General features: G+C 41.2%; 30 protein-coding genes and 1 other annotated feature (1 of these 31 running past the window's edge). Of the genes, 21 read left to right on the top strand and 9 right to left on the bottom strand.

The features are described 5' to 3' along the window. Nucleotides 1-156, bottom strand: a binding site (T-box leader) (it extends 56 nt beyond the left edge of the window). A 169-nt stretch (nucleotides 157-325) separates the two neighbouring features. Both MKY11_RS11115 and MKY11_RS11110 read left to right on the top strand, forming a co-directional pair. After that, nucleotides 326-1,288, top strand: a complete 963-nt coding sequence (locus MKY11_RS11115) for an MBL fold metallo-hydrolase (protein WP_335364632.1) — start codon at nucleotides 326-328, stop codon at nucleotides 1,286-1,288. After that, nucleotides 1,289-2,065, top strand: coding sequence for an SDR family oxidoreductase (locus tag MKY11_RS11110; RefSeq protein WP_058336677.1), 777 nt, complete (start codon nucleotides 1,289-1,291; stop codon nucleotides 2,063-2,065). It begins immediately after the preceding gene. Between the two features lie 17 nt (nucleotides 2,066-2,082). On the opposite strand, the gene MKY11_RS11105 is transcribed toward MKY11_RS11110, so the two are convergent. Further along, nucleotides 2,083-2,412 (bottom strand): VOC family protein, encoded by a 330-nt coding sequence (locus MKY11_RS11105; RefSeq protein ID WP_342501414.1) that lies wholly within the window; start codon nucleotides 2,410-2,412, stop codon nucleotides 2,083-2,085. Nucleotides 2,413-2,439: 27 nt separating this feature from the next. Continuing rightward, nucleotides 2,440-3,768 (bottom strand): CoA-disulfide reductase, encoded by a 1,329-nt coding sequence (locus MKY11_RS11100; protein WP_342501413.1) that lies wholly within the window; start codon nucleotides 3,766-3,768, stop codon nucleotides 2,440-2,442. Between the two features lie 187 nt (nucleotides 3,769-3,955). On the opposite strand from MKY11_RS11100, the gene coaA reads away from it, so the two are divergent. Further along, nucleotides 3,956-4,915 carry a type I pantothenate kinase gene (gene coaA, locus MKY11_RS11095; protein WP_008342294.1) on the top strand — a complete coding sequence of 320 codons (960 nt, stop codon included), beginning with the start codon at nucleotides 3,956-3,958 and terminating at the stop codon, nucleotides 4,913-4,915. Nucleotides 4,916-4,945: 30 nt separating this feature from the next. Here the strand turns inward: coaA and MKY11_RS11090 are convergent, their stop codons facing one another. The 4 genes from MKY11_RS11090 to MKY11_RS11075 all read right to left on the bottom strand — a co-directional run bounded on the left by MKY11_RS11090 (nucleotide 4,946) and on the right by MKY11_RS11075 (nucleotide 8,596). Further along, a complete protein-coding gene (locus tag MKY11_RS11090) occupies nucleotides 4,946-6,181 on the bottom strand; it encodes an MFS transporter (RefSeq protein ID WP_008343828.1) in 1,236 nt (411 codons plus the stop codon). A 231-nt stretch (nucleotides 6,182-6,412) separates the two neighbouring features. Further along, nucleotides 6,413-6,757, bottom strand: a complete 345-nt coding sequence (locus MKY11_RS11085) for a YolD-like family protein (RefSeq protein WP_017367544.1) — start codon at nucleotides 6,755-6,757, stop codon at nucleotides 6,413-6,415. Between the two features lie 15 nt (nucleotides 6,758-6,772). After that, entirely contained in the window at nucleotides 6,773-8,005 is a 1,233-nt protein-coding gene (locus MKY11_RS11080) for a DNA polymerase IV (protein WP_024718949.1), read from the bottom strand. A gap of 141 nt (nucleotides 8,006-8,146) precedes the next feature. After that, nucleotides 8,147-8,596 carry a YfmQ family protein gene (locus MKY11_RS11075; protein ID WP_024718948.1) on the bottom strand — a complete coding sequence of 150 codons (450 nt, stop codon included), beginning with the start codon at nucleotides 8,594-8,596 and terminating at the stop codon, nucleotides 8,147-8,149. A 286-nt stretch (nucleotides 8,597-8,882) separates the two neighbouring features. Here MKY11_RS11075 and MKY11_RS11070 point away from each other — a divergent pair, with 286 nt between their 5' ends. Next, complete coding sequence (locus MKY11_RS11070; RefSeq protein WP_007501073.1) at nucleotides 8,883-9,362, top strand: GNAT family N-acetyltransferase; 480 nt, start codon at nucleotides 8,883-8,885, stop codon at nucleotides 9,360-9,362. Continuing rightward, a complete protein-coding gene (locus MKY11_RS11065; RefSeq protein WP_342501412.1) occupies nucleotides 9,359-10,333 on the top strand; it encodes a GNAT family N-acetyltransferase in 975 nt (324 codons plus the stop codon). Before MKY11_RS11070 ends, MKY11_RS11065 begins: the two co-directional genes overlap by 4 nt. Before the next feature lie 17 nt (nucleotides 10,334-10,350). Here the strand turns inward: MKY11_RS11065 and MKY11_RS11060 are convergent, their stop codons facing one another. After that, nucleotides 10,351-11,058 carry an expansin EXLX1 family cellulose-binding protein gene (locus MKY11_RS11060; RefSeq protein WP_282745233.1) on the bottom strand — a complete coding sequence of 236 codons (708 nt, stop codon included), beginning with the start codon at nucleotides 11,056-11,058 and terminating at the stop codon, nucleotides 10,351-10,353. 212 nt (nucleotides 11,059-11,270) lie between these two features. Here MKY11_RS11060 and MKY11_RS11055 point away from each other — a divergent pair, with 212 nt between their 5' ends. From MKY11_RS11055 to MKY11_RS11045, 3 genes are all read left to right on the top strand, one after another. Continuing rightward, the gene (locus tag MKY11_RS11055; protein WP_039165847.1) at nucleotides 11,271-11,597 is read left to right on the top strand and encodes an iron-sulfur cluster biosynthesis family protein; all 327 of its coding nucleotides are present in this window, start codon (nucleotides 11,271-11,273) and stop codon (nucleotides 11,595-11,597) included. Nucleotides 11,598-11,609: 12 nt separating this feature from the next. After that, the gene (locus MKY11_RS11050; protein WP_008343836.1) at nucleotides 11,610-11,849 is read left to right on the top strand and encodes a YqkC family protein; all 240 of its coding nucleotides are present in this window, start codon (nucleotides 11,610-11,612) and stop codon (nucleotides 11,847-11,849) included. Nucleotides 11,850-12,149: 300 nt separating this feature from the next. Beyond that, nucleotides 12,150-13,412 (top strand): tetratricopeptide repeat protein, encoded by a 1,263-nt coding sequence (locus tag MKY11_RS11045; protein ID WP_024718943.1) that lies wholly within the window; start codon nucleotides 12,150-12,152, stop codon nucleotides 13,410-13,412. 24 nt (nucleotides 13,413-13,436) lie between these two features. Here MKY11_RS11045 and MKY11_RS11040 read toward each other — a convergent pair whose 3' ends face one another. Beyond that, entirely contained in the window at nucleotides 13,437-14,366 is a 930-nt protein-coding gene (locus tag MKY11_RS11040; protein ID WP_342501411.1) for an alpha/beta fold hydrolase, read from the bottom strand. A 119-nt stretch (nucleotides 14,367-14,485) separates the two neighbouring features. On the opposite strand from MKY11_RS11040, the gene MKY11_RS11035 reads away from it, so the two are divergent. After that, entirely contained in the window at nucleotides 14,486-14,710 is a 225-nt protein-coding gene (locus MKY11_RS11035; protein ID WP_008343840.1) for a YqkE family protein, read from the top strand. A gap of 175 nt (nucleotides 14,711-14,885) precedes the next feature. Here MKY11_RS11035 and MKY11_RS11030 read toward each other — a convergent pair whose 3' ends face one another. After that, on the bottom strand, nucleotides 14,886-15,812 hold the full coding sequence (locus MKY11_RS11030) for an aldo/keto reductase (protein WP_008343842.1): 927 nt from the start codon (nucleotides 15,810-15,812) through the stop codon (nucleotides 14,886-14,888). 168 nt (nucleotides 15,813-15,980) lie between these two features. On the opposite strand from MKY11_RS11030, the gene MKY11_RS11025 reads away from it, so the two are divergent. The 12 genes from MKY11_RS11025 (at nucleotide 15,981) to MKY11_RS10970 (ending at nucleotide 25,937) form a co-directional block, all read left to right on the top strand. Then, the gene (locus MKY11_RS11025) at nucleotides 15,981-16,538 is read left to right on the top strand and encodes an NUDIX hydrolase (RefSeq protein WP_342501410.1); all 558 of its coding nucleotides are present in this window, start codon (nucleotides 15,981-15,983) and stop codon (nucleotides 16,536-16,538) included. After that, entirely contained in the window at nucleotides 16,535-17,716 is a 1,182-nt protein-coding gene (locus MKY11_RS11020) for a TIGR00375 family protein (RefSeq protein ID WP_342501409.1), read from the top strand. Before MKY11_RS11025 ends, MKY11_RS11020 begins: the two co-directional genes overlap by 4 nt. Continuing rightward, entirely contained in the window at nucleotides 17,703-18,155 is a 453-nt protein-coding gene (locus MKY11_RS11015; protein WP_008343848.1) for a GNAT family N-acetyltransferase, read from the top strand. The genes MKY11_RS11020 and MKY11_RS11015 overlap by 14 nt, the downstream gene beginning before the upstream one ends. A gap of 267 nt (nucleotides 18,156-18,422) precedes the next feature. After that, nucleotides 18,423-18,644, top strand: coding sequence for a hypothetical protein (locus MKY11_RS11010; RefSeq protein ID WP_024718937.1), 222 nt, complete (start codon nucleotides 18,423-18,425; stop codon nucleotides 18,642-18,644). 111 nt (nucleotides 18,645-18,755) lie between these two features. After that, nucleotides 18,756-19,886: a S8 family peptidase gene (locus MKY11_RS11005; protein WP_096881589.1), complete on the top strand. Its 1,131-nt coding sequence runs from the start codon at nucleotides 18,756-18,758 to the stop codon at nucleotides 19,884-19,886. Nucleotides 19,887-20,001: 115 nt separating this feature from the next. Further along, nucleotides 20,002-20,646: a stage II sporulation protein M gene (gene spoIIM / locus MKY11_RS11000; protein ID WP_017367532.1), complete on the top strand. Its 645-nt coding sequence runs from the start codon at nucleotides 20,002-20,004 to the stop codon at nucleotides 20,644-20,646. Between the two features lie 121 nt (nucleotides 20,647-20,767). Continuing rightward, nucleotides 20,768-21,220, top strand: a complete 453-nt coding sequence (gene fur / locus MKY11_RS10995) for a ferric iron uptake transcriptional regulator (RefSeq protein ID WP_003215577.1) — start codon at nucleotides 20,768-20,770, stop codon at nucleotides 21,218-21,220. 117 nt (nucleotides 21,221-21,337) lie between these two features. Then, nucleotides 21,338-21,565, top strand: coding sequence for a YqzK family protein (locus MKY11_RS10990; RefSeq protein ID WP_008344420.1), 228 nt, complete (start codon nucleotides 21,338-21,340; stop codon nucleotides 21,563-21,565). Between the two features lie 6 nt (nucleotides 21,566-21,571). After that, nucleotides 21,572-22,462 carry a site-specific tyrosine recombinase XerD gene (xerD, locus tag MKY11_RS10985; RefSeq protein WP_007501057.1) on the top strand — a complete coding sequence of 297 codons (891 nt, stop codon included), beginning with the start codon at nucleotides 21,572-21,574 and terminating at the stop codon, nucleotides 22,460-22,462. A 153-nt stretch (nucleotides 22,463-22,615) separates the two neighbouring features. Then, the gene (gene deoB / locus MKY11_RS10980; protein ID WP_025207568.1) at nucleotides 22,616-23,800 is read left to right on the top strand and encodes a phosphopentomutase; all 1,185 of its coding nucleotides are present in this window, start codon (nucleotides 22,616-22,618) and stop codon (nucleotides 23,798-23,800) included. 11 nt (nucleotides 23,801-23,811) lie between these two features. Next, complete coding sequence (locus MKY11_RS10975; RefSeq protein WP_019743098.1) at nucleotides 23,812-24,624, top strand: purine-nucleoside phosphorylase; 813 nt, start codon at nucleotides 23,812-23,814, stop codon at nucleotides 24,622-24,624. 110 nt (nucleotides 24,625-24,734) lie between these two features. Beyond that, nucleotides 24,735-25,937 carry a D-alanyl-D-alanine carboxypeptidase family protein gene (locus MKY11_RS10970; RefSeq protein WP_007501054.1) on the top strand — a complete coding sequence of 401 codons (1,203 nt, stop codon included), beginning with the start codon at nucleotides 24,735-24,737 and terminating at the stop codon, nucleotides 25,935-25,937. Nucleotides 25,938-26,028: the final 91 nt, after the last annotated feature.

Raw genomic sequence — 26,028 nt, 5'->3', positions numbered from 1 at the left:
ACTCAGCTCTAGTCCCTTAACGCGGGAAACGTTTAGGTTTGCCTAACAGCTCAAAGGGCAGGTTCAGCAAATAAGAGGATGGTGAAGTCTTACAGCCGGCGGACCTCACTCTCTTGCATCGTTATTTTGCTTACTAATCCTTGTCATCGCGCATCTTATATTTGTTGTTCATTATGCAACGATGGACAAGTTTGTGTCAATAGGGAGAGATAAAAAAATTGACCATCTAAACCGCATGACAGTCTGCCCTTTGCAAGATACAATGAATAAAGAAGAGTGAGTTCAGATGATCTATGAGTCAAAAATCAGGAGATGACGTATAAAAGTGAAAGAAGAAATGATTCAATTATCCATCCCCACACCGTTTGCGGTGGGGGATGTCCATGCATATGTATTAAAAGGCGATGCCGTGACCTTAGTCGATTGCGGACCGATGACACAAGAGGCGCAGCATGCCTTTGTCACGCAATTAAAGGAACATCATTTATCAATAGATGATATTGATCAAGTGGTTTTGACACATCATCATGCAGATCATGTCGGTCTTTTAGATCTGATGAAACCTCATGTCCGTGTCATCGGACACGAGTTAAATGAGCCCTATATTAGTCAGGATGAAGCGTTTAAACAGCGTCAAATCCATTTTATGAATGATTTTTTTCAGCAGTTAGGTGTGCCGCTTCGTCAAGGTGAGTGTGAAAGAATTGTGATGCAGTCCTATACATATTCATGTACGGCACATGTCGATGACGTCATAAAAGAAGGCGATCGTTTGAAGGGACATGAGCACTTCCAAGTGCTAGAGACCCCGGGACATGCACAATCTCATCTTTCTTTTTTAGATGAAACAACAGGGAATTTCATCGGCGGTGATCTGCTGCTTACGACCATTTCTTCCAATCCGTTAATGGAAGCGCCAATGAAAGGAACAGAACGTCAAAAATCGCTGCTTCAATATAAAGCATCACTCAAGCGTTTATTGCATTTGCCCATTCAGGCGATTTATCCAGGGCATGGCCAGCTCATTACCTCTCATCACGAATTGATCGAAGAAAGATTTAAAAAACAGGAAAAACGGGCAAATACGATGTATCAGCTGCTTCAACGAAAGGAAATGACCGCCTTTCATCTTTGTCGCACCCTATTTCCGGGCCTGTATGAAGAAGCATTATTTCTGACAATGTCTGAGACAGTCGGACAGCTTGATGTGCTTTTAGCGGCTGGACAAATTGAAGAAGTGCAAAAAGACGGAACCCTCTACTATCGAGCAAATGAAGGAGTGAAATAAATGGGGCGACTAACAGGAAAGAGAATATGGATTACAGGTGCTTCAGGCGGTATTGGTGAAAAGATGGCGTACTTGGCAGCAGCCGAAGGAGCAGAAATCATTGTGTCGGCAAGACGAATTGAAAAGCTCACAGGTGTACAAGAAAAGATTATAAGTGCTGGCGGCGTATGTCACATCGTTCAGCTTGATGTCAGTCAGCTTGAGGACATTGATCAAGCCTATCAACAAGTGGGTGCTGTTGATATTTTGGTGAACAATGCCGGCTTTGGTGTGTTCGATCTCGTCGAAGACGCATCCATTGAGGAAATGGTGTCGATGTTTGAGGTCAACGTCTTTGGTTTAATTGCCTGCACAAAAAAGGTCCTTCCTGAGATGAAACAAAGAGGGAAGGGACATATTATCAATATTGCGTCACAGGCAGGCAAAATTGCCACCCCTAAATCCGCCATCTATTCCGCATCAAAGCATGCGGTTCTCGGTTTTTCAAACAGCCTGAGAATGGAGCTGGCAGACAGCGGAATTCATGTCACAACCGTCAATCCAGGACCGATTGCGACAGACTTCTTTACCATTGCAGACCGCAGTGGTGAATATGTGAAAAATGTTGATTTTATGATGCTCAGTGCTGACAAGGTAGCAGGGAAGGTCGTTTCCGCCATGATGACGAAAAAAAGAGAGATTAATTTACCAGGATGGATGAATGCTGGCAGTAAATTGTATCAATTATTCCCGTTTTTATTTGAAAAAGCAGCACGTAAAGCGATGATGAAAAAATAACAAAAAAAAGAAACCGGTCACAGGCTGGTTTCTTTTTTTGTTTGATGGAGCTTAATATTGGTGACGCCAAAGACATTGTCATCAACATTTTCGAAGCTTAAACCGCCTAAGTCTGGGTCAGCTAATATTTGAATATCCGATACGGTCACTTCATGCTCGCTTAAATACTGGTGAAAGTTTTTTAAATCCTTCACAAATAGATCAATCATACTATGCCGAACTCCTGTAAAAGAGTTCATAAAGTAGATTCGTTTCTCGTGTTTTGTTTTGACGAGATAAAAAGAAGGTCCCTCGCCATGAGTAAAAGTGAGCATGGCGGCTTCTTCTGATTGATGTAGAACGATCATCTATAAAATCTGTTCATACCAAGTTTTCTATATTCGTCTTGCCGCTTGCTGAAGTGGATCCCATACACTGTTAAAAGGAGGGGCATAGCTAATATCTAAATCTTCAAGGTCTGTCACAGTCAGCCCTTGATAAAGAGCAGTTGCCATGACATCAATTCGTTTATCAACACCTTCTTTACCAATGATTTGTGCGCCAAGCAAGGTGTGATCATCGCTTCTGTAAATCAGTTTCACTTTCATTTTCTCTGCATCTGGGTAATATCCAGCGTGGTCAGTGCTGTCGATGGTGATGGTGGAGAAAGGAAGGCCTGCGTCTTTTGCTTCTTTCTCTGATAAACCCGTTCGCCCTGCTGTCACGTCCATAAATTTCATCACCGCTGTGCCGGTTACGCCTTGAAACGCGCGGTTTGTTCCTGTCATATGAAAGCCTGCGATTCTTCCTTGTTTATTTGCTGTCGTGCCGAGCGGAATATAGTCCAGTTCCTTTTTGATACGGTGATAGGTTGCTGCGCAGTCACCCGCCGCATAGATATCTTGTACATTGGTCTGCATGTATTCATTCACAACAACTGCACCATTTTGAAGTCGCTGAATTCCTGTGCTGTCTAAAAAGGATGTTTGCGGAGTGACGCCAACGGCAATGATGATCATATCTGTTTCAATGGTCTGTTTGTCTGTTTGAACAGCTGTTACATGTGTTTTGCCCTTTAACTTTTGCACTGTTTCACCAAGTACTACTTGAATGCCTTGATTATCCGCTTCTTCTTTCAGATACTTTGCCATATCGGGGTCAAAGCCTGGGCCAAGTGTTGCACCCCGCTGAATGATATGAACGTCTTTGCCTAGCCCTTTTAAATTTTCTGCCATTTCTAAGCCGATATATCCTCCGCCGATGATCGTGATATGTGTGACGTCTTTTTTTAGATTGTCTAAAATAGACATCGCATGCGGGATTGTTTTTAATACGTGGACACCTTCTAATGAATGACTGTCTAGATCAAGTGTGGCGGGGCTTGCTCCTGTCGCAATTAACAGACGGTCATACGTTTCTGTAAAGGGCTCTTTTGTTTTAGAATGAATACCCGATACTGTTTTTTGCTCCGGGTCAATTGAGGTCACTTCGTGTAAGCATCTGGCATCAATTCCGTATTTGTCACGAAAAGTTTCAGCGCTGCGTGCGATGAGTTTTCTGTGATGATCAATGAGACCGCCGATCAAGTAGGGGAGTCCGCACTGTCCATATGAGAAAATCTCTCCTTTTTCAAAAGCTACAATTTGCGCGTCTGGATCCTCTCTATATATTTGCATAGCGCAGCTCATTCCTGCTGCATCTCCGCCAATCATCACATATTTCATTTGGTGTGCTCCCTTCTATCTATCAAACTGAATACTCTTATTTACCCTCATTTTCCTTTATTTAATGCTTTTTTTCGCAAAAGAAGCAAACTTTCGTTGAAAAATAAAGACAGCGCCTTCATTTTAAGCTACAATCGGATTATCGTCTTTTTGGTTATGAGTTTAGTTTAGATTGGTGGGAAAGACTTTGGGTGACGAACGACTAGATTTTAATACACTATATACACGCCATACGAGAGAGGCATGGGCCGCTCTTGGAGAATATATGCCGGTATCTGTTTCAGAAGAAGAAGTGAGAGCACTTCAAGGATTAAACGACTACTTATCGCTAGAAGAAGTGCGAGATATTTACATACCGCTTATTCGGTTTCTGACATTACATGTCTTTGCAGAAAAACAAAAAAATCAGCATGTCAATGCTTTTTTAAACTACCCGCATCATGCGAAAATCCCTTTTTTAATTGGGATTGCAGGAAGTGTGGCCGTCGGAAAAAGCACGACAGCACGTATTATTGAAACACTTTTATCAAGGCTTGGAGATGGGCTGAAGGTGAGTCTCGTAACAACGGACGGCTTTTTGTATCCTCAAAAAGAGTTAAAAGATCGGGGGCTGATGGAAAAGAAAGGCTTCCCGGAAAGCTATGATGTTAAAGCGCTACTTTCGTTTTTAAATGAATTAAAATCAGGGAAACAAACTGTGCATGCACCTGTATATTCACATCTGACCTATGACCGTCTTGAAGGGGTGTATGAAACAGTAGAAGATGCAGATATTGTCATCATTGAAGGGATCAACGTGTTGCAATCACCGGCACTGGATGATCTGAAGGATGAGCCGCGCGTGTTTGTATCAGATTACTTCGATTTTTCGATTTATGTAGATGCCGCTGAGACGCAAATTCAATGCTGGTATAAAGAACGGTTCCGTTTGCTGCGGGAAACAGCCTTCCAAGACCCTGAATCTTTCTTTCATCAATACAAAGATTTGACGGATGAAGAAGCAGATCAGATGGCAAGCACGATTTGGAATACAGTGAACCGGCCTAATTTATATGAAAATATTTTGCCGACAAAATATAGAGCCGATTTGATTTTAAAAAAAGGCGATCAGCATAAGGTGGAAGAGATCGCCATCCGCAGGGTATAAAGAAAACCGCTCAAATTGAGAGCGGTTTTTTTAATGACCTCCACTTACTTTCACAGCCACGGCAGCCGCCGTTCGTTTTTTTAGGCGGTAGTATCCGATAAGTAAAAACGGAACGCCTGCAGCGGTGACAATCGCCAAGACTGAAAAAATAGAAAGGGGATGGGCTGCGCCAAATAAGTCAATACACAATCCTCCGACAAACGGTCCGACGACGCTGCCGAGCTGAGAAAACCCCATTGCGCCGAAGTATGATCCTTTCACTTCAGGTTTTGCAATATTGTCTACAAACAGATCCATCATCGCAAAGAGCAGCACTTCACCAATCGTAAACACGACAATGATGAAAGCAAGCGTACCGAGACTTTGTGAAAAAGCAATGGCAAACAAACTGCCTGCTAGAAGCACGTTCCCAGTCGTTAATGACAAAATCGTTGAATAGCGCTTAGCGATCATAATCAGCGGGTACTGAACGACAATGACAACCACTGCGTTTAAGGATAAAAGATACCCAAACAGTTTAGGGCCATCCTCAATCATAGGGGATGCCGATAAATATTGAGGCAGTGTTGAGCTTAGGTGTGAATAGCCAAATGAACATAAAGTAACGCCAATGAGGATGATGCTAAAGACCGTATCTTTCTGAATAATGGAAAGAGCTTTTTTGACGCCGATTTGTTTGGTGCTTTCTGGAGCAGCCACTGGATGCTTTTGAAATTGCCATGCCAGCGTTAACCCGTACAACAAGTAAATGAGGGCAGCGACGAGAAATGGAAAAGTCGTTTTTGATGACCCGAGATATAAGCCAAGCAGCGGGCCGAAAATGACACCAATGTTAATGGCCGTATACCGTAAGTTAAAGACAAACAACCGAATGCTCGATGGGGTGACATCGGATAAGAGTGCTTTAGACGTTGGTTCAAACAGCGCCCGGCACAGTCCATTTAAAGCATTCATAAAAAAGAAGACCCAAATGGCATCTGCAAATGCGAAGCCAACAAAGACAAGTGTCCAGCCAAAGATGGATAAAAGCATGACCTTTTTTCTGCCGATTCGGTCGGAAACATAGCCGCCGTAAAAACTCGCAACAATCCCAATAAGAGAGCTGACGGCAATGATCAATCCAGCTGAAGAGGCTGAGGCGCCTTTGACTTGTGTCAAATAAACGGCTAAAAAGGGAATGCTCATGGATGTCGCCATTCGGCCAAATATCGTGCCGATGATGATCGTCCAACTAAGTGGATGTAAAGTGCGTAAGTTATTTTTCATGCTGTGTCTCCCCTGAGTTTGTAAGATGTTCCAATCATACATGAAAAATTGTGCAAATTAAATACACAATTTGATGGAGGAGTCATCCGTCAAATGACAGAGAAGCTTGAACCGTTCCGTTCATTCCAAGAGCATATGCCTCGTTTTCAAGGTTTTAAGCCTTGATGGGTCATAATTTTTTCAGAAAAACGAAGCGTGTTTTTCGATGATCATGTTTTCGTTTTGCGAAAATCAATTGAGATCGATGGCAATAATTTGATGTAAGGAAAGGTTTAGAACATCTTCGTCATTCACGATTTTCATTTGGCGTGTTTCATAATGAATGGCTTTCACCCAGCCCCAAAACTGTGCTTTCATGCCTGATGAGACATATGTCACGCAAATCGCTTGATCCTCGGTAATCGACTGTGTGATCAAAACATTCATTTCCTCTAGCTGATCGGAGCTGAGCGGTAGAGGTGTATATTCTTTTTTCTTTCGTTTTTGAGCAAGTAGTTGCTCCCGGTGCTCTGGTAGCATCATTCGGCTTGATTCCCACATGATGTTGTATCCAGGTGTTAATTTATTGGGATTCATGCTTGTTCGCCTCCGTTATTTGTAATGCCCGCCAATTTTTTCGGCGCGGTGATATGCCTGCCCTGCGCTTGTCAGTGACGAAGCATGCAATAATGCCGCAGGTCCATATTTCAGATGGATTTCATCAAATACTTTGCTGAGTTGATCTTTCTTCAAATGATGATCAAATAAAGTCAGCTGATAGTGGCTGTCAGGCTGCAGTTGTGAGAGGGTAATGCCTACACTGCGAATGGGCTGGCCATCCCAGTGCTGCTGGCATAGCTGAATCGCTGCCTCTGCAATATCTGAGCCATACTGTGTCGGTGAATGAAGCTTCATTTGTCGATGAAAGCCTGTTGGATGTGAAAAATCAGCCCCTCTTACACCAACAGACACCGTTTGACCGAGATAATGCTTAAAACGTGCCCGCCTAGCGACTTCCTCACTCAATTCAAGAAGAGCGACTTTGATCTCCTCAAAAGATGCGTAATCACGGGGAAGGGTCATATGATGCCCAACGGCTTTTTGCTGATCATGTGTGTGAATAGTGACTGGGGAGGGATCGTGTCCTAAAGCTGTTCGCTGCAGAAGCTCCCCATTGATTCCCCAGCGTTTCTTTAATCGGTCTAACGGATAAGTAGCAAGTGTGCCAATGGTACTGATGCCCATTCGTTTCAAATGATGCTCCATTCGTTTGCCGACGCCAAATAATTTTCCAATTGGAAGCGGCCATAAATCAGCAGCAACCCGGTCGGCACTCAGTTCATAGATGCCGGATGTGTTTTTTTTGGCAAAATGGTCACAGGCCATTTTAGCGAGCACTTTATTAGGGCCGATGCCCACACGTGCGTAAATGCCAGTCTGATTCATAATCGTTGTTTGTATATGTTGAGCGATCTCATGTGGAGAGCCGAATAGTGTAAGACTGCCTGTAATATCAAGAAACTGTTCATCAATGGAATATGGCTCGACAAGGTCTGTGTATTGTTCAAGCAGTTCTGTAATCATGACAGAGACATCGAGATAGCGCTGCATACGTGGACGTACAACCACTGCTTCAGGACATTTCTCCTGTGCTTCCCATAACCTTGATGCATTTTGTACGCCACGTTTCTTAGCGAGAGGGCAGGCTGCTAGGACGACTCCGCTTCTTCGTTCTGGATCTCCAGAGACAATGAGCGGTACATTCTCCAAATGAGGCGCCTCCACCTTCTCGACTGATGCATAAAATGACTGCATATCCACAAGCAGAATGGCTCGTTCATTCATTGTACTTCACCTCTAGGAACGTATGTTCTGTATCTATTGTAAACAACATGAGGTGAAATTCATACTGGTAAATCATTCAAAAGCTGTCCATACAAAAAAGACGAAGTGGTGAACACTTCGTCTCGTCTGCTGCAACGATTGTTAGGCATGTGCCATGTTGTGGAATGTTTGGAGCGGTTCAGAACGCAGACGATAAGCCATCAGCTTTTTCTTTGGCTTATGTGTAAACTGCCGAACCACATCCACATGGTCATCATAATGGAACAGATAAAGGGTGACATCATGTTTCCCATGCTTTGTTTGCATAGTAAGCGGCGCTGGCCCTTCATTCGGATGAAGAAAGCGTTCTTCATCACCAGGGTAAATATAATAGCGTTCAATAAAGATCGCATCATTAAAATGTTGAATGATTTCAGATGCTCGCTGCTCATCAAGCGAACGACCTTGAAAAGTAATATTTGTTTGCTCACTTGTTACTTTAGCATGTACGGCGTAGCGGCTAAAAAGGCGCTCAACAACACCAGAGGGCAAAGAGGTGACAAGCAGCTTTAAAAGACTAAATACAACAAGCGAAATAACAACCCAAACCAATCTCATCATCTCCAATAAACATTTGTACCATTTCCTATATGAACCATCTTAACATAACAAATGAATGAAACTTTCGCACAAAAAGTGAACTTTTTGAAATAAGTGTGAAGATTTAAAAGGAGATGACGGCTGAAAGACGAAGAACCAACAAGTGAATATGAAAAAAGACAGGCATACTGTCTTTACAATCACTTGATCAGCCAGGTAGACTATTGAAACAATCGTATTTCTGAGAAAAAATCGATCCAAGCAAGGAAAGCCAAAATGGAAAAGGGGCGAGGCCAACATGATACGTCAAGTGAAACCGTCAGATTTTTACGCAGTCACATCCGTCATTCAAAGCTGGTGGGGAGGCAGAGATTTGCGTGCAAAATTGCCAAAGCTCTTTTTTGAACATTTCCAGCAAACAAGTTTTGTTGTCGTTGAAAAGGGAGAGCTGATCGGCTTTTTGGTTGGTTTTTTATCGCAATCTCATTCGGATGAAGCCTATATTCACTTTGTTGGTGTCCACCCAGATCACCGTAAATTAAAGATAGGTAAAATCCTCTATCAAGCTTTTTATGAAGCGGCTGAAAAGGAAGGAAGAACAACAATTAAAGCTGTCACAGCTCCTATCAATAAAGTCTCCATTGCTTACCATACAAAACTCGGGTTTCAGATAGAAAAGGGAGATAAAACAGTAGATGGCATCTCAGTCTTTTCAGATTACGATGGCATTCATGAAGACCGTGTGTTATTTGTGAAGAAGCTGGAGGCAATGAAATGATTGTTCATTTAGATCACACAATAAGTGATGTAGCAAAGCAGATCTTACATATTCAACTAGCTGCATACCAACAAGAAGCTGAACAAATTGGCTATGCTGATCTTCCGCCATTAAAAGAGACCATTCAAGATGTCATGAAAGCAAAAGAGCAATTTATTGGTTTTCAGCAACATGATCTCTTATTAGGTGTAGTCTCTTATGAAGAGCTGAAAGATTGTTTGATCATTAGTCGATTGGCTGTGCATCCAAAAGCGCTAAAGCAGGGTATTGGAACAAGACTTATGTCCACAATCATAGAGAAGAATGTTCCGATAGAACTGACCACAGGGCAGGAAAACACCCCTGCAAAAAGGCTATATGAAAAATTAGGGTTTTTTGAAACAAATGTCATTCATGTGGAAAAAGAGCTCACCCTATCAAAAATGAAATGGACACCGCGACGCAAGGTTGAGGTTGTCGAATTCAAAAACGAATGGCATGAAGAATTCCGTCAAGAAAAGCAGCGACTCAAGCAAATCATTCAAAAGAGCTGGATAGAAGGATACCATATAGGCAGCACGTCAGTTACAGGACTTGTTGCCAAACCAATTATAGATATATTAATAGAAGTAAGCGATATAGAAGAGATTGATAGAAAAAAAGAGAGATTTGAACACCTTGGATATGAAGCGCTCGGTGAAAATGGTATAAAAGGGAGACGTTTTTTTCAAAAGGGTGGCTTGAATCGTACGCATCATGTCCATGTGTATGAAAGGAATCATCCTGATGTGAAAAGACATTTATTGTTTCGAAATTACTTAAGACTCCACCCAGAACGAGCTGAAGCGTATGCGTCTGTCAAGGAACAATTAGCAAAGCAGTATCCGGAAGATATACAAAGCTATATGGCGGGAAAGAATGAAATCATAAAAGAAATAGAAAATGAGGCATATCGCTGGGATAAAGAAGGAAGAGAGGAAGCTCTTAAATAAGCTGCCTCTTCATCTCGTTAATTAGGAAGTTGAACATTGCCTTTTACAATATAGGCCTGTGAAGCAGCAGTAGATGGAAGAGCGGGTAATTGATCCTTTACTATGACCCCGCGAATATCTGTGATTCGAACAGGAAGAGATGTAGACCCCATATGAAAGCCAAGGAAATGGTTGTAGTCTGTCTTTTCCATGTTCACCCATTGTCCATCTTTGTAATATTCCATTTTCATAACCGGATATTTATGATTGCGCACTTGAATCGCAGCCCACCACTCACTGCTACCTTCTTTTATTCTGTAAGCTACATTTCCGCTAATCGGTGCTTTTATAATTTTCCAACTAATTGGGATTTTCCCATCTTCCATATTGCCAATTTTGGCAAAGGCATTAGGAGAAAGATCAAGAGCTCCTTTTGCTCCTTCTGGATATTTATCGGTTACATACACAACGGTTTTTCCTTTTGGCCCCGTTACTTCAAGGTAAGCCCCTGCAAGTGCCGCATTTACCCCTTTATAGTTATAGTCATGGGGATTTAAAGCTGTAATTTTCATGTCAGAGGGAATAGGGTCTAATAAAGCGGCGCCCCCTGAGTAACCAGATCCCGTATAAGTCGCATAGCTTTCTCGTACTTCATCAAGGATAGATGCCGCTTTCATGTTGGGCATAGTGAAACTCAACATCAATATCAGCGCCCCGATAAAGCAGAGAGATAATCTTTTTTTCACGATCTAAAACCTCCTGTTTCTTCTTTTAAAATTGATAGCGTCATCAGTATAAATCTAAAAAACAGGATGCAGAAAGAGCCAATAGATAGATATAATCCTAGTGAGAAGAGCGTGTATTTCAAAGAGTATGACTTTCGGATTTAGTCGTGTGTCATGTTTTATGGTGTTTTATGTGTTACAATGTAAGAATCAATTTAAAAAGGATGTTCGCCATGTATATTCACATCACAGAACTGGCTAAAACGTATATAGAGAAACAGCAAACAGGAAACGGAACGAAGGAATTACTGCTTCGCTACGATTCAGAAGGTTGTGGCTGTGCAGTGAGTGGCGTACCGATGCTTTGGTTAACAAGTGAAAGAACAGGTGAATGGGAACCACTTAAAAATAGCCAACATTTAAAACTATATATACACACAGCACAAAAGGTGTTTTTTGACGAGGAAATGACGATTGATTTCAATGAAAAAGCCAATACACTTATGTTGAAAAGTCCTCAACAAATACTCAGCCCGAGAATGGGTATACTTGTAAAGTAAGGTGGAAACGTAGTGGATCAAAAGCTGAAAGTGATACAAAATACGGCACAAAATAAAACGTGGGTGTCGTTTTTAAATAATAATCATCCATATAGCCTTTTGCACTGGTCAATCGGTGGAATGGATTCAGTAAAAAAGGACGTCTGGCTTCTCCAAGATGAAGTCACATTTGAAACGGAAGAATTTCCAACGCTTGAATTAGCAGTCAGTTGGATAAAAGAGAATATGGAACACGTAACAGATGTGTTATAAGCCCTTTGCTGAAGAGGGCTTTTTTTGTGCCATCATCATCTCATCAAACAGGAGAACTGTCTAATTTGAAAAATGAGATTTTTCAACGATAAAAAGTCATTTTTAACAAACATTTAGACAAAATGAGAAAAATAGAAAGAGAAAAATAGAGACTGTAAATGCCGAAAAATCGGCAATGAAAGCGGTTATTGCGGGATACCGAAAACTTTACGAAAAACGACATTTCATATTTCTTCCATTCGAGGAAATATGATAGAATACAACATGTATCGTACATGAGGAGGGAGGTGCTAAGGTGAATTGAAGCTCAAGCTGTCATCGCCTCAGGTTGGAATCAAAATAAACGAATGGTATAGGCAGATTTGCGGATTTCATGTCATGAAAGCAGAGAAGCTAAAGGCCGAGATCGAGCAGGAAATCCTTGAGATGGAGCAAGATCAGAACTTGCTGCTTTTTTACCAGCTGATGGATTTTCGACATAAGGTCATGCTTGAATATTTTGAACCGGCAAAAAAAGCCTCGAATGATGAGGAGATTAAGAAGCTTCTAGAAACAATTGAACATTCGCAGACCAAATTAACAGATATGCTTGAATACTATGTTCATTTTTTTACAGGAATGTTTGAATTTGAACAGAGAAACTATTTGAGCGCCATTGCTTATTACCGTTCCGCAGAAAAAAAGCTCAATCTCATATCAGATGATATAGAAAGAGCAGAATTTTATTTTAAATTAGCAGAAATATACTACCACATGAAACAAACCCACTTTTCGATGCACTATGCTTTGCAAGCGTTAGATACGTACTCTGCCTACAGAACGTACACGCTGAGAATCATCCACTGTGAATTTGTCATCGGTGCAAACTATGATGATTTGAAATGCTATGAACATGCATTGCCCTACTTTAAAAATGCTCTAAAGCGAGCACGCTCAATTGGAAACCCTCGAGTCATAGGTTCGGCCCTTTTCAACTTAGGTAACTGCTATTACCAAATGAACGATCTTGCTACAGCAAGTCGCTATCTCAAAGACTCTCTTGAAGTGTTTGAAAAGGAGAATTTAACCCATCTGAATCGCTCTCTAGACCCACTATTTATGCTGACCCAAATCCTGTTTAAACAAAAACAAATAGAAGAGTCGTTAACCCTCTATCAACAAGGTATTATGAAAGCCTGTGAATTAGAAGATGAAATTTACATCTGCAAGTTTCAGTTTTTAAAAGCATTATACGTTGATGCAGAAATAAAAATCATAGACGATACATTAGATTTGTTGGAGGACAAGCGTTTATACCCAGATATTGAGGAACTGGCACTTGATGCGGCTCATTATTATAATGAGCTTGGATTATTTGAAGTTTCTACCCGGTATTACGAAAGGAAAATTCAAGCCATATCAAAAATTCAAAATGGAGGTCATTTATATGAAAATGAGTTTGATAGTTCTTTTATTGGCAGCAACTGCAGGGTTATCGGTCATGAGTCAGCAGCAATCGGAAGAGAGCCATATGGAGCTGGCGGGCAGACACCATACAACAGTGGTGACTATCGTATAAGTTAGCAAAAAGAGGAGACGAACTGCTGTTCATTCTCCTCTTTCATTTTGATTGAATTGAAATGCTTCCAAAAATGCTTCGACCTCTTGTTCATAGACTTCCTTATTGTCACTATAAGACATCGCATGCGCACCATGTGGCGCAATAAATAGCCGTTTATCACCTTTTTTGCGTGCGTATAACTGCTCGCTTTGCTCACAAGGGATATAGTCATCATGGAGGCTATGAATAAAAAGGATAGGTTCTTTCACCTGATCGATTACATCAAGTGGAGAAACTTGCCGAATGCTGTATCCGTCCCGCCATTTCAACACTTGATCACTTAGTGGAAGAATCCACTGTCCTGAAAGACGAAAATCTGTTTTTAATCGATACAGAAGCTGATCCTCAAAGGAAGCAAAAGGACAATCAGCGATGTAAAAATTGGCGTTTGCATCTGGTTTTGCAGCATATAATAAAGTTGTGACTGCGCCCATCGATTCTCCGTGTATCCCAATGATTGCTTTTTCCCCAAGCCTTTTTCTCAGCCACTTGACGACTTGAGCCAAATCTTCTTTTTCATAATATCCATAGCTCGTTGTTTTTCCGCCGCTCATCCCATGTCTTCTATGATCATAAAGCAGCACATTCCATCCAAGCTTTTGGAATAATTTCATATACTTCACGGAATTGATCAAACTGACTGTAACCCCGTGACAAAGAACGATGGTGCGTGTTGTATGAGGGATCGGTAAAAAATAGCCATGAAGATCATAACCAAATGTTGAAGGAATACAAACTTTCTCTTTTTGCAGCTGTTGAAACTCCTCGTGATGATAGTGCCCTTCATCTGATTCTCGTTTGATGAGCTCTTCATCCGTTAATTTTCGTATATACATCATTTTATTGGTAAAAAAAATGCCGATTGCAGCGAGTGGAAATAATACCAAGGCGAGTATAGCGAGCCATTTCTTCTTCAAGCTGATTCTTCCTTTCCGAAGGGTTTCTATGAAGATCATACCACATGTTGGGAGTTTGGCGTGACTCTTGCTGAGCAAATAAAACGGATGATACACTAAAGCAAAAGGAGAGAGGCAAAGTGAAAAAGACCAATCAAGATCAAGCAAAGCTAAAGGACGGCATAAAGGATGATGTGAAACAGCAGCTCCTTCAAATGAAGCAGAATCTGGCCGCCGAGACAGAAAAAAGAGAAGAACAAAAACGACAAGACCTCCTTCGGCAACAGAAAGAAAAAGAAAAAAATAAAAGCTTCTCAGAGCTGCTAGATGAAAGTCATTTAGACTGGAGAAAGTATAAAAGTTAAAAAAGGGAGCTATGATGCTCCCTTTTTTATGTTATATCATTGAGATGAATACATACTACATGAGCCTGAGAGAAAACACGTCTAACTCCCTCGTATCACTTCATTTCAGAATCGCACCAATAGGGTTGTACATTAAAACAAAACATAAGTGGCAAGCTGTTCTTCCATTTGTCTTCTATTGATTCAAACGATGCGTCTCATACACAGACTGTTTTGTGAAATATGACAAAGCTTTAACTTCTTGGTCGCTTAATGAACGCGCATTTGCCGCTGCCACGTTCTCTTTTAACTGTTTCACCGAGCTTGCACCAAATACAACGGAACTGACTGCAGAATGCTTGAGCAAGTATTGAATGGACAGCTCTGTCAGTGATAGGTCATAAGCGACTTTCTTTAACGAAGGAATGATTTGCTGGAGCTCTTCAAATGAATATTCAAGATACCCGTTCTTTTGAATCGCCGCACTTGCTTGCGAAAGGGGTTTTTCAGTTAATAATCCTTTTGCTAAAGGACCTCTTGCCACGACACTAATGCTTTGTTCTTCAAGAAGAGAAAACCATTCTTCTGGGCGGCGATCGAGTAAACTATATTGCATCATCACGCTCACGATATTTGATTTTTTGGCGTATTCTTTAATGACATTCGGACGGATCGACGATATGCCGTAATAGCGAATGACACCTTCTTCAACCAATTCTTCAAATGCCTCGATGGTTTCGTCAATTGGATCGTCAATTGTGCCGCCATGCAATTGATATAAATCAATATAATCTGTTTGAAGTCGTTTCAGGCTTTGTTTCACTGCCTCTTTTATATATGCTTTTGAAGGATCCCAGTCCCAGCCAGGTTTGCCTTTTTCAAAGCGGTTGCCGCCTTTAGTGGCCAAAATCAAATCTTGGCGTCTGTTCTTAATGGCTTCCCCGACGATTTCCTCATTTGTTCCAAAATCATATAAATCAGCTGTATCCAAATAGTTAATCCCAAGATCAATGGCTTCATCTAATAAAGAGAGCGCTTTTTCTTTTTCAGTCCCAAGGGACATACATCCTAGTGCCGCCTCACTAACCAAGAGATCAGAGGTGCCAATTCGTCTTTTTTTCAATTCAATCACACTCCTATCCTTTCACATTAAGTGAAACAATTCTGGAATTCAAGCTAGGTGATTTCAAAAGGCGCATTGAAGCAGGCGTTCGCATTTTGGCTTCTCCTAAAACATCTATGTTAAAATGAATGAAGTAAAAAGTGAAAGTAGAACGAGGAGCTGACAAAATTGAAGGACTTTGAAGAAAAAACATTATCGTCAAAAACATTATATAACGGAAAAATCATTGACTTGGTTCTTGAAGATGTAGAATTGCCGAACGGAAAACCAGGCAAACGCGAAATCATTAAACATCCAGGTGCAGTAGCCGTCATTGCACGTACAGACGAAAATAAAATCATTTTGGTCAAACAATACCGTAAAGCACTGGAGAGAGCCATCGTTGAAATCCCGGCTGGAAAATTAGAAAAAGGAGAAGAGCCGGCACATACAGCACTGAGAGAATTGGAAGAGGAGACAGGCTATACAACTCAGGAGCTCCAAAAGCTGACCGCTTTTTATACATCACCAGGGTTTGCGGATGAAATTGTTCATATCTACCTTGCCGATCAGCTGGTCCCGCTTGAAGAGAAACGAGAGCTGGATGAGGATGAATTTGTCGAAGTGATGGAAGTTTCATTAGAAGAAGCGCTGCACCTTATCGAAAAACAGCATATTTATGATGCAAAAACAGCCTATACCATTCAATACTTACAATTGCAAGAGGTACTTAAGTCTACAAAATGAGGGAATTCTTTGCAGATATCCATATTCATATTGGTCGAACAAGAACAGGCAAGGCTGTCAAAATTACAGGTGCAAGGTCACTGACCATTGACCAAATTCTCATTGAAGCGTCTCAAAGTAAAGGGATGGGGATGATTGGTGTGATTGATGCACAATCTCCTGAAGTACTAGAAGAATTGATAGAAGGTGTAGAGGAAGGCACGTACACTGAACTAAGCGATGGCGGTTTATCATTTGGAAAGACCGTTTTGCTTTTAGGCAGTGAGCTAGAAATCAATGATGACCAATCAAAAGGTCCGATTCATGTGCTTGCCTTTATGCCCACGCTTCGCAAAATGTCTGAGTTTTCCGCATGGCTTTCTCTTCATATGAAAAATGTGCATTTGAGTTCACAGCGGTTATATGTGGATGGAAGAACGCTTCAGCATAAGGTGAAGGAACTAGGGGGATTATTTATTCCTGCCCATATTTTTACGCCGCATAAAAGTTTATACGGCAAAGGGGTCAATACGTCTTTAACCGAAGTATTCGATCCAGAACTCATTGATGCTGTTGAGCTTGGCCTTAGCTGTGATACGTCTATGGCCTCCCAGCTAAGTGAGCTAAACCGCTATCCTTTTTTAACAAATTCAGATGCCCATTCTTTAGGGAAAATTGCGCGGGAATATACTAAGATCCGAATGGATCATGCCTCCTTTGCTGAATTCGAGCTAGCGCTTCAAGGAAAAGATGGCAGAAACATCACTGGAAATTATGGGCTCGCTCCGCGGCTCGGAAAGTATTATCATACGACCTGTGAGAAATGCGGGGTAAGACCTGACAGTCAGGAGCAAGAAAAGTGCCAAGCATGCGGCCATACCCGAATGACAAAAGGGGTGAGTGAGCGGTTAAAGGAGCTTGCTGACCAAGAAAGTGACAAAGGAATAAGGCCTCCTTATGTTCACCAGCTTCCCCTTCAATTTATTCCAGGTGTTGGAGCCAAAACGTTAGAAAAGTTAAAAGCTGTCTTTCATACAGAGATGAATATTCTTCATCAAGCAACAGAACAAGAATTAAAAGCGGTCCTGCCTGAGAAAACAGCCGATTACATCATCAAAGCAAGAAGAGGTGAAGTTGGACTGATCGCTGGCGGAGGCGGGGTCTACGGTAAGGTGGATATCAATCATGAATCAACTTAAATGGACATGTCACACATTTGAACAACTGTCTAAAGAGGACCTTTACCTGATTTTAATGGAAAGAGTGAATGTGTTTGTTGTAGAACAAACATGTCCTTATCCTGAAATTGATCATCGTGATCAAGAGGCGCTGCATGTAATCGCCAAAGAGAACGGCACGATTGTGGCTTATTGCCGCATTTTCCAAAGCGGGATCATGTACAAAGAGGCATCCATTGGCCGTGTCCTTGTGACGAAGACCGGCCGGAAAAAAGGTTACGGGAAGATCCTGCTCGATCAGGCGATAAAAAAGCTCAGTGAATTAGGCGAAACAAAGATTAAAATCCAAGCACAGGCTTATTTGAAATCGTTCTACGAATCGTTTGGCTTCGAAGCTGTCTCAGATTGTTATGATGAGGATGGAATTCCGCATCTTGATATGGTGAGAAAAGAAAGATAGGCGTGTATACGTCTATTTCAGCGTGTAGACAAACCCTCGCATTCTTTGTCAGCCCTGCGCTCCGGTGCTCACGAATGTCAAATTCGCTCCGCGCCAGTGCTCGTCCTTCCTAGACTGCAAAGGTTTTCTATCACGCTGAAAAGAAGACAAAAGGCTAAAATCAAGTACATTTTAGCCTTTTGTCAACAATTTGAGATAGACGTGTATACGTCTATCTTTTTTAGGTTCTTTCATGTATCATAACGACAACGAAAGGGGTTTTGCGAAATGGGAAAAAGCAAAGCAAAGAAAAAGAGAGAACACCTTCAAAGGCAGCACAGTCGAAATCCAGAACAATCGAGAGGAAATATACCGCATTTTAGTACACACGAAAGAAAGACAAAAACAAAACAAGAAGCCTTGCAGCATATGATGAAAAAACATAAAGGTAGGAATGCTTATGATCGCTATGAACAGGATCATAAGCATTTTTATTTTGCTTTTTTGTGACAAGTAGATCAAATAATTGGAAAAATTTTAAAAAATAGGACAAACGGTCGTTTCTTTTTGTCTAAAAATGTAGTTAAATGACAAAAAGAAATGAAAGGGAGAGTGGGTATCGTGAAGGTCAAATCATTTGGAGCAGGGCTTTGTATGGCAAGTATGCTGCTGGCATCGATGACATTCGGCGCATCAGATGTATCTGCAAAGGATCAAGCAAAAAAAGAGTATATGATCGGTTTTTCTTCTTCCGTTCAAGACAAAACACAAAAACAGCTTGTTGAAAAAGCTGGCGGTCATGTGAAAGAATCAATAGATAAAATAGATATGATGAAAGTTTCGTTGAACGAAGCATCAAAAGAAAAACTACATCAAGCAAAAGAAGTTACTTTTATTGAGGAAGACCAAAAAGCAAAAACAAGCGGTCAAAGCGTCCCTTATGGTATCAAAAGCATCAAAGCACAAAAGGTACATAAACGAGGATATGCCGGACAGAATGTCAAAATAGCTGTTCTTGACAGTGGAATCGACGGCAAGCATGAAGATTTACATGTAACTGGTGGTGTCAGCTTTGTTCCAACAGAGTCCGATCCGCTCGTTGATCCGCATGAACACGGAACCCACGTTGCAGGCACGATCGCAGCTTTAGATAATAAGGTAGGCGTCGTTGGTGTGGCACCAAAAGCTTCGATCTATGCGGTGAAAGTGGCAGATGAAAATGGTGACGGCTACTATAGCTGGATCATTAAAGGCATTGAATGGGCGATTGAGAATGAGATGGATGTCATCAATATTAGTATGGGGGGAGCAAGTGAATCGGAGGCGCTGAAAGAAGCGGTAGATCGAGCATATGACAACGGGATTCTCATTGTGGCATCTGCAGGAAATGCTGGAAGCTACGGGTCACTTAATACGATAGATTACCCGGCCAAATACAGCTCTGTCATGGCAGTTGCATCTGTGGATCAACGAAAGCAAAGAGCCTTTGATTCCTCTGTTGGGGAAGAGGTGGAAGTATCAGCACCAGGTGTTTCAACATTAAGTACCATTCCTCATAACGAATATGGATATAAGAGTGGAACGTCTATGGCATCACCTCATGTAGCTGGTGCTGCGGCAGTCATTCTATCAAAACATCCGAATCTCACAAATGATGAATTGCGTGAAAGGCTGACAAAAACGGCCACAAAACTTGGCGAACCTTTTTATTATGGAGCTGGGCTTGTGAACGTACAAAAAGCTGCACGATAAAGGAAACGAGAAAGCAGTGTACAGTTGCTTTCTCGTTTTTCTTTTCATAAAACTGTCATGTTTCGTCTGCTCTCTCATAGAATCTAGTAACCTTTACTATTTGGGAGGAAGGCGCATGCGGAAAAAGTCTTGGAAAGAACATCTTCTTCAGCACGTGAAAGATCATTTATCAATTTATTTGTTTGTTTCTGTACTATTTTTAATGGGCGTCATTTTTGGAGCCATTATCGTCAATAGTATGACAATGAGTCAGAAAGAGGATTTATTCTACTATTTAAATCAATTTTTTGGTCAACTGACGAATGAGAAAGCAGCAGAATCAAAAGAAATGTTTTTGCAAAGCTTTTTGCATCATATGAAATATTTGGGCCTCATGTGGATACTCGGAATTTCCATCATTGGCCTGCCGCTTATTTTTCTGATGATCTTTTTAAAAGGGATTGTAGTTGGGTTTACTGTCGGTTTTTTGGTCAATCAAATGGGGCTTAGCGGTTTTTTTCTATCTTTTGTCTCGGTGCTTCCTCAAAATATCTTGCTCATTCCTGCGTATTTAGTGATCGGAACTTGTGCGATTGCGTTCTCCATTCGTTTAATTGGTCAGCTTTTTATGAAAAAAACCATCAGTCAAGCGCCAATCCATTGGTTTGGCCGGTATGCTTCTGTTCTACTGATGATTTTAACCCTCGCTGCTCTTTCGTCCTTTTTTGAATCATACTTATCATTCATGCTGATGAAAAAGCTGGCAGGTGTTCTGTTTTGATAATTTTATAATCGTTATTAAATAATAATCAATTTATTTATCAATTTAAAATGATTATAGTTGGCTCTCTGCACATCATTTGATATAATGATCAAGTAATGTGGCGTAGGAGGGAAAGTCAATGGAAAATCGGATTGATCGAATTAAGAAACAGCTTCATTCTTCCAGCTATAAGCTCACGCCACAGCGTGAAGCAACAGTAAGAGTACTGCTTGAGAATGAAGAAGACCATTTAAGTGCAGAAGATGTATACCTCCTCGTAAAAGAGAAGTCTCCTGAAATTGGTCTTGCTACTGTTTATCGGACGTTAGAATTGCTTACTGAACTGAAAGTTGTTGATAAAATTAACTTTGGAGACGGCGTTTCGCGATATGATCTTCGCAAAGAAGGAGCCGCCCACTTCCATCACCATCTTGTCTGTATGGAATGCGGAACAGTCGATGAGATAGAAGATGATTTATTAGAAGATGTTGAAGAGATTATTGAACGCGACTGGAAATTTAAAATTAAGGATCATAGATTGACATTCCATGGTATTTGCCACCGGTGTCATGATGATGAATCCGGCAAATAATCCGAATTGGAACCTTTTCATTCAAAATGAAAAGGTTTTTTGCATGTTCGCTGTATATTCCTTGTCCCACCTGGCATATGCTGAAGTAATGAGAACACGAGAAAGGACATGAAGAACATGCGAAAATGGCTCAAAACAACAGGTGAAGTAATGAAAGTATTTATCTTGTTCACTGGTTTTACCGTCCTGTTCTATTATGCTATGATATGGATAAATTCAGAATATGAAAGCTATCATCGTTATGATAAACCAGAAGGTGCAGCGATAAAAGTGATGGAAATGGATCAGCCGAAACAAGACAGCTGGCAGGATCGATTGATTTATTTTTATCAAAACGGGGAGTAGAAACCATTGAAGGATCAATTATCCGACTTTATTCATTTTATGACAGTAGAGAGAGGACTCTCTGAAAATACCATTGTCTCTTATAAAAGAGATTTACAGAACTATTTGTCTTTTTTAATGACGCATGAACAATTGACAGATGTAAAAGACGTCACACGCCTTCATATTATTCATTATTTAAAACAGTTAAAAGACGAGGGGAAATCGAGTAAAACGTCCGTCCGTCATCTATCATCGATACGCTCCTTTCATCAATTTTTGCTCCGTGAAAAAGTGACAACAGATGACCCGTCATGGAACATTGAATCACAAAAAACAGAGCGGAAATTACCGAAAGTTCTATCATTAGATGAGGTAGAAAAGCTGCTCGATACACCTAAGCAGCAAACACCATTTGACTACCGTGACAAAGCCATGCTCGAACTTTTATATGCAACAGGTATTCGCGTAAGTGAAATGCTTGATCTGACTCTTGCAGATGTGCATCTGACCATGGGGTTTATCCGCTGTTTTGGAAAAGGAAGAAAAGAGCGAATCGTGCCTATTGGTGAAGCTGCTGCAAGTGCGATTGAAGTGTATATAGAAAAAGGCAGAAACAAGCTGCTCAAAAAACAGCCGGCCGATGCCTTGTTTCTGAATCATCACGGAAAAAAAATGTCGCGGCAGGGCTTTTGGAAGAACTTAAAGAAACGAGCCATAGAAGCAGGTATTCAAAAAGAATTGACGCCTCATACGCTCAGACATTCATTTGCGACACATTTGCTTGAAAACGGTGCGGATCTTAGAGCCGTACAGGAAATGCTCGGACATGCCGATATTTCTACTACACAAATTTACACACATGTCACAAAAACAAGATTAAAAGACGTGTATCACAAATTCCATCCAAGGGCATAAGTAAAGCATGGCACGGTGAACGTGTATCATGCTTTTTTATGTTTGGACCGTTTATGGTTGTCAATTGACTTGAAAACGGTTTATACTTGAGATGTCTGACCTCTCCAGTTGTGAAAGGTGAAAGGACAAGAATATTGAAGGAGGCGCTTTTTTATGCCTGATTATCAGTATAAACGTATTTTCCTCATTGTGATGGATTCAGTAGGAATCGGGGAAGCACCTGATGCTGCTGATTTTAATGATGTAGGTGCAGATACACTTGGACATATTGCTGAAAAAATGAACGGGCTTCATATGCCGAATATGGCGAAGCTTGGGCTAAGTCATATTAAAGAAATTAAAGGAATTCCAGCGGACGAAAAACCGCTTGCGTATTATGGGAAAATGCAAGAAGCATCCAACGGGAAAGACACAATGACAGGGCATTGGGAAATCATGGGTCTTTACATCGACACACCATTTAAAGTCTTTCCAGACGGCTTTCCAGATGAACTGTTAAATGAATTAAAAGAAAAAACAGGGCGTGGCATCATTGGAAATAAACCAGCGTCTGGTACAGAAATTCTGGATGAGCTTGGCGAAGAGCATATGAAAACAGGCGATTTAATCGTTTATACTTCAGCAGATTCTGTGCTGCAAATTGCTGCACACGAAGAAGTTGTGCCATTAGACGAACTTTACCGCATTTGCGAAATCGCACGTGAACTGACTTTAGATGAAAAATATATGGTAGGGCGCATCATCGCTCGTCCATTTGTCGGGGAGCCGGGGGCATTTGTTAGAACACCAAATCGTCATGACTATGCATTAAAACCATTCGACCGTACCGTCATGAATGAATTGAAAGATGATGGACTTGATGTCATTGCGATCGGAAAAATCTCTGATATTTATGATGGTGAAGGAATCACCTCTTCACTCAGAACGAAATCCAACATGGATGGAATGGACAAGCTAGTGGAGACGCTGAAAACAGACTTTACTGGGCTGAGCTTCTTAAACCTTGTCGATTTTGATGCGCTTTATGGACATAGAAGAGATCCAGAAGGCTACGGTAAGGCACTAGAGGAATTTGACGCACGTCTACCTGAAGTGTTTGATCTATTAAAAGAGGATGATCTGCTTGTGATCACAGCAGATCACGGAAATGACCCGGTTCATCACGGAACAGATCATACAAGAGAATACGTTCCGCTTATTGCTTACAGCAAAAAGCATCAAGAGGCGAATGAGCTGCCAACAGCGAAAACATTTGCTGATCTTGGGGCAACGGTAGCAGATAATTTTAAATCAACGCTGCCAAAATACGGAACAAGCTTTTTATCTAAACTCAAATAGGGGGAAATCACGTGGGAGCACAGTTTTCAGAAGCGGCGGCATATATTAAACAAGCATCGACATATGTACCAACAGTTGGATTAATTTTAGGTTCAGGTCTTGGCATTTTAGCCGATGAGATTGAAAATCCAATCAAATTGAAATATGAAGATATTCCTGGATTCCCTGTTTCAACAGTAGAAGGGCATGCAGGCCAGCTCGTCATTGGAACGCTGAAAGGCACGGTCGTTTGTGCCATGCAAGGACGTTTCCATTACTATGAAGGGTATGATATGAAGCAGGTGACATTTCCTGTCCGTGTGATGAAAGAAATCGGCATTGAAACATGTATTGTGACAAATGCAGCGGGCGGTGTGAATACGTCCTTCCATCCTGGCGATCTTATGTTGATTACAGATCATATCAATATGATGGGAACCAATCCGTTAATTGGACCAAACGACAGTCAAGGGGTTCGTTTCCCTGATATGTCTGCACCGTATGATAAAGATTTGTTGGCACTTGCAGAGAAAACGGCTAAACATTTAGGCATATCTGTGCAGCAAGGGGTTTATGCAGGAATGACAGGCCCTTCATATGAAACACCGGCAGAGGTTCGTTTCCTCAGAACGCTTGGCGCTGATGCAGTCGGTATGTCGACTGTGCCAGAAGTGATTGTGGCACGTCATGCAGGCATAAAAGTACTTGGTATTTCATGCATCTCTAATGCGGCTTCAGGTATTTTAGATCAGCCGCTTTCTCATGATGAAGTGATCGAAGTGACGGAAAAAGTGAAAGCAAGTTTCCTTGATTTAGTGAAAGAAGTTGTCAAACAACTCTCATAGATCGTGTGAAAAAGCCTTCTGTTCATAAACAGAGGGCTTTTTTTTATGGCAATCAAACGATCTCTGAATAAAACAGCCTTTATGAGGAAAAAATAGAAAGGATTACGATAATGGAGGTCTGCCACTTGAAACGTCATATATGTGCATTGTTTACTTTAATGATCCTTATTTCAATGGTTTCACCATCAGCGATGGCAAAAGAAAAGATCGAAAAGCCAGGAGAAAAACAAACATCAGAATTGGCGCATGAAGCCAAATCAGCGATTTTAATGGAACGTGACACGGGAAAAGTGCTTTACAACAAAAACAGTGATGAAAAGCTTGCCCCTGCAAGTATGACCAAAATCATGACGATGCTTCTCATCATGGAAGCGATGGATCAAGGGAAATTAAAAATGACTGATAAAGTAAGAACGAGCGATCATGCAGCATCTATGGGAGGCTCACAAATTTTCCTTGAACCGGGAGAAGAAATGACGGTTAAAGACATGCTAAAAGGCATTGCGATTGCGTCAGGAAACGATGCTTCAGTTGCCATGGCAGAACATATTGCTGGATCTGAAGAACAGTTTGTTGAGCAAATGAACAAAAAGGCAAAAGAGCTTGGACTCACCTCAACGGTCTTTCAAAATCCAACAGGACTTCCTGAAAAAGATCATTACAGCACGGCTCATGATATGGCAAAAATGGCGAAAGAGCTGTTGAAATATGAAGAGATCACCAAGTTCACAGGTGTATACGAAGACTATCTTCGTCAGAACACGGATAAAAAATTCTGGCTTGTGAATACAAACCGTCTCATTAAATTTTATCCAGGTGTGGATGGGGTGAAAACAGGGTTTACAGGCGAGGCGAAATACTGTCTAACTGCATCCGCTAAAAAAGGGAACATGCGCGTGATTGCTGTTGTATTCGGCGCAAGCACACCAAAAGACAGAAACGCCCAAGTCGTCAAAATGCTGGATTACGCCTTTAGTCAATATACAACGCATCCTCTGTACAAGCGTGGTCAAGATGTAGCAGAGATCAAAGTGAGCAAAGGGAAAAAGAAAAAAATTCAGCTTGTCACGTCTGAACCGATTTCTCTTCTAACGAAAAAAGGCGAAAATGTCGATCAGATCAAAAAAGAAATTAAATTAACTCAAGATGTCACAGCCCCATTTTCAAAAGGAACGAAACTTGGCACCATCATCTTGAAAAAAGATGGAAAAGTGCTTCATGAAAGTCCTGTTGAAGCGAAAGAAGATATGGAAAAAGCCGGTGTTTGGACGTTCTTCAAACGGGCTATGGCCGAATTTGTTAAATGGAAGTAAAAGGTGAAAGACTGCTGCAACTGGCAGTCTTTTTTGCTATGAACGAAAAGAACATCTAAATGTGACGAATGATCACTAGTTTTGTCATGGT

This window comes from Bacillus sp. FSL W7-1085 (assembly GCF_038595035.1).
GTDB lineage: Bacteria > Bacillota > Bacilli > Bacillales > Bacillaceae > Bacillus > Bacillus altitudinis.
Note: the sequence above shows the minus strand (reverse complement) of the source record. Positions and strands in the feature narration are given on the sequence as shown.

Bases quoted from the DNA above. Each gene is read 5' to 3' on its own strand.
- MKY11_RS11110 (WP_058336677.1), top strand. From the start codon at position 1,289: ATGGGGCGACTAACAGGAAAGAGAATATGGATTACAGGTGCTTCAGGC.
- MKY11_RS11105 (WP_342501414.1), bottom strand. From the start codon at position 2,412: ATGATCGTTCTACATCAATCAGAAGAAGCCGCCATGCTCACTTTTACT.
- MKY11_RS11100 (WP_342501413.1), bottom strand. From the start codon at position 3,768: ATGAAATATGTGATGATTGGCGGAGATGCAGCAGGAATGAGCTGCGCT.
- MKY11_RS11090 (WP_008343828.1), bottom strand. From the start codon at position 6,181: ATGAAAAATAACTTACGCACTTTACATCCACTTAGTTGGACGATCATC.
- MKY11_RS11085 (WP_017367544.1), bottom strand. From the start codon at position 6,757: ATGAATCCCAATAAATTAACACCTGGATACAACATCATGTGGGAATCA.
- MKY11_RS11080 (WP_024718949.1), bottom strand. From the start codon at position 8,005: ATGAATGAACGAGCCATTCTGCTTGTGGATATGCAGTCATTTTATGCA.
- MKY11_RS11070 (WP_007501073.1), top strand. From the start codon at position 8,883: ATGATACGTCAAGTGAAACCGTCAGATTTTTACGCAGTCACATCCGTC.
- MKY11_RS11065 (WP_342501412.1), top strand. From the start codon at position 9,359: ATGATTGTTCATTTAGATCACACAATAAGTGATGTAGCAAAGCAGATC.
- MKY11_RS11055 (WP_039165847.1), top strand. From the start codon at position 11,271: ATGTATATTCACATCACAGAACTGGCTAAAACGTATATAGAGAAACAG.
- MKY11_RS11020 (WP_342501409.1), top strand. From the start codon at position 16,535: ATGAGGGAATTCTTTGCAGATATCCATATTCATATTGGTCGAACAAGA.
- MKY11_RS11015 (WP_008343848.1), top strand. From the start codon at position 17,703: ATGAATCAACTTAAATGGACATGTCACACATTTGAACAACTGTCTAAA.
- MKY11_RS11010 (WP_024718937.1), top strand. From the start codon at position 18,423: ATGGGAAAAAGCAAAGCAAAGAAAAAGAGAGAACACCTTCAAAGGCAG.
- spoIIM (WP_017367532.1), top strand. From the start codon at position 20,002: ATGCGGAAAAAGTCTTGGAAAGAACATCTTCTTCAGCACGTGAAAGAT.
- fur (WP_003215577.1), top strand. From the start codon at position 20,768: ATGGAAAATCGGATTGATCGAATTAAGAAACAGCTTCATTCTTCCAGC.
- MKY11_RS10990 (WP_008344420.1), top strand. From the start codon at position 21,338: ATGCGAAAATGGCTCAAAACAACAGGTGAAGTAATGAAAGTATTTATC.
- deoB (WP_025207568.1), top strand. From the start codon at position 22,616: ATGCCTGATTATCAGTATAAACGTATTTTCCTCATTGTGATGGATTCA.
- MKY11_RS10970 (WP_007501054.1), top strand. From the start codon at position 24,735: ATGGAGGTCTGCCACTTGAAACGTCATATATGTGCATTGTTTACTTTA.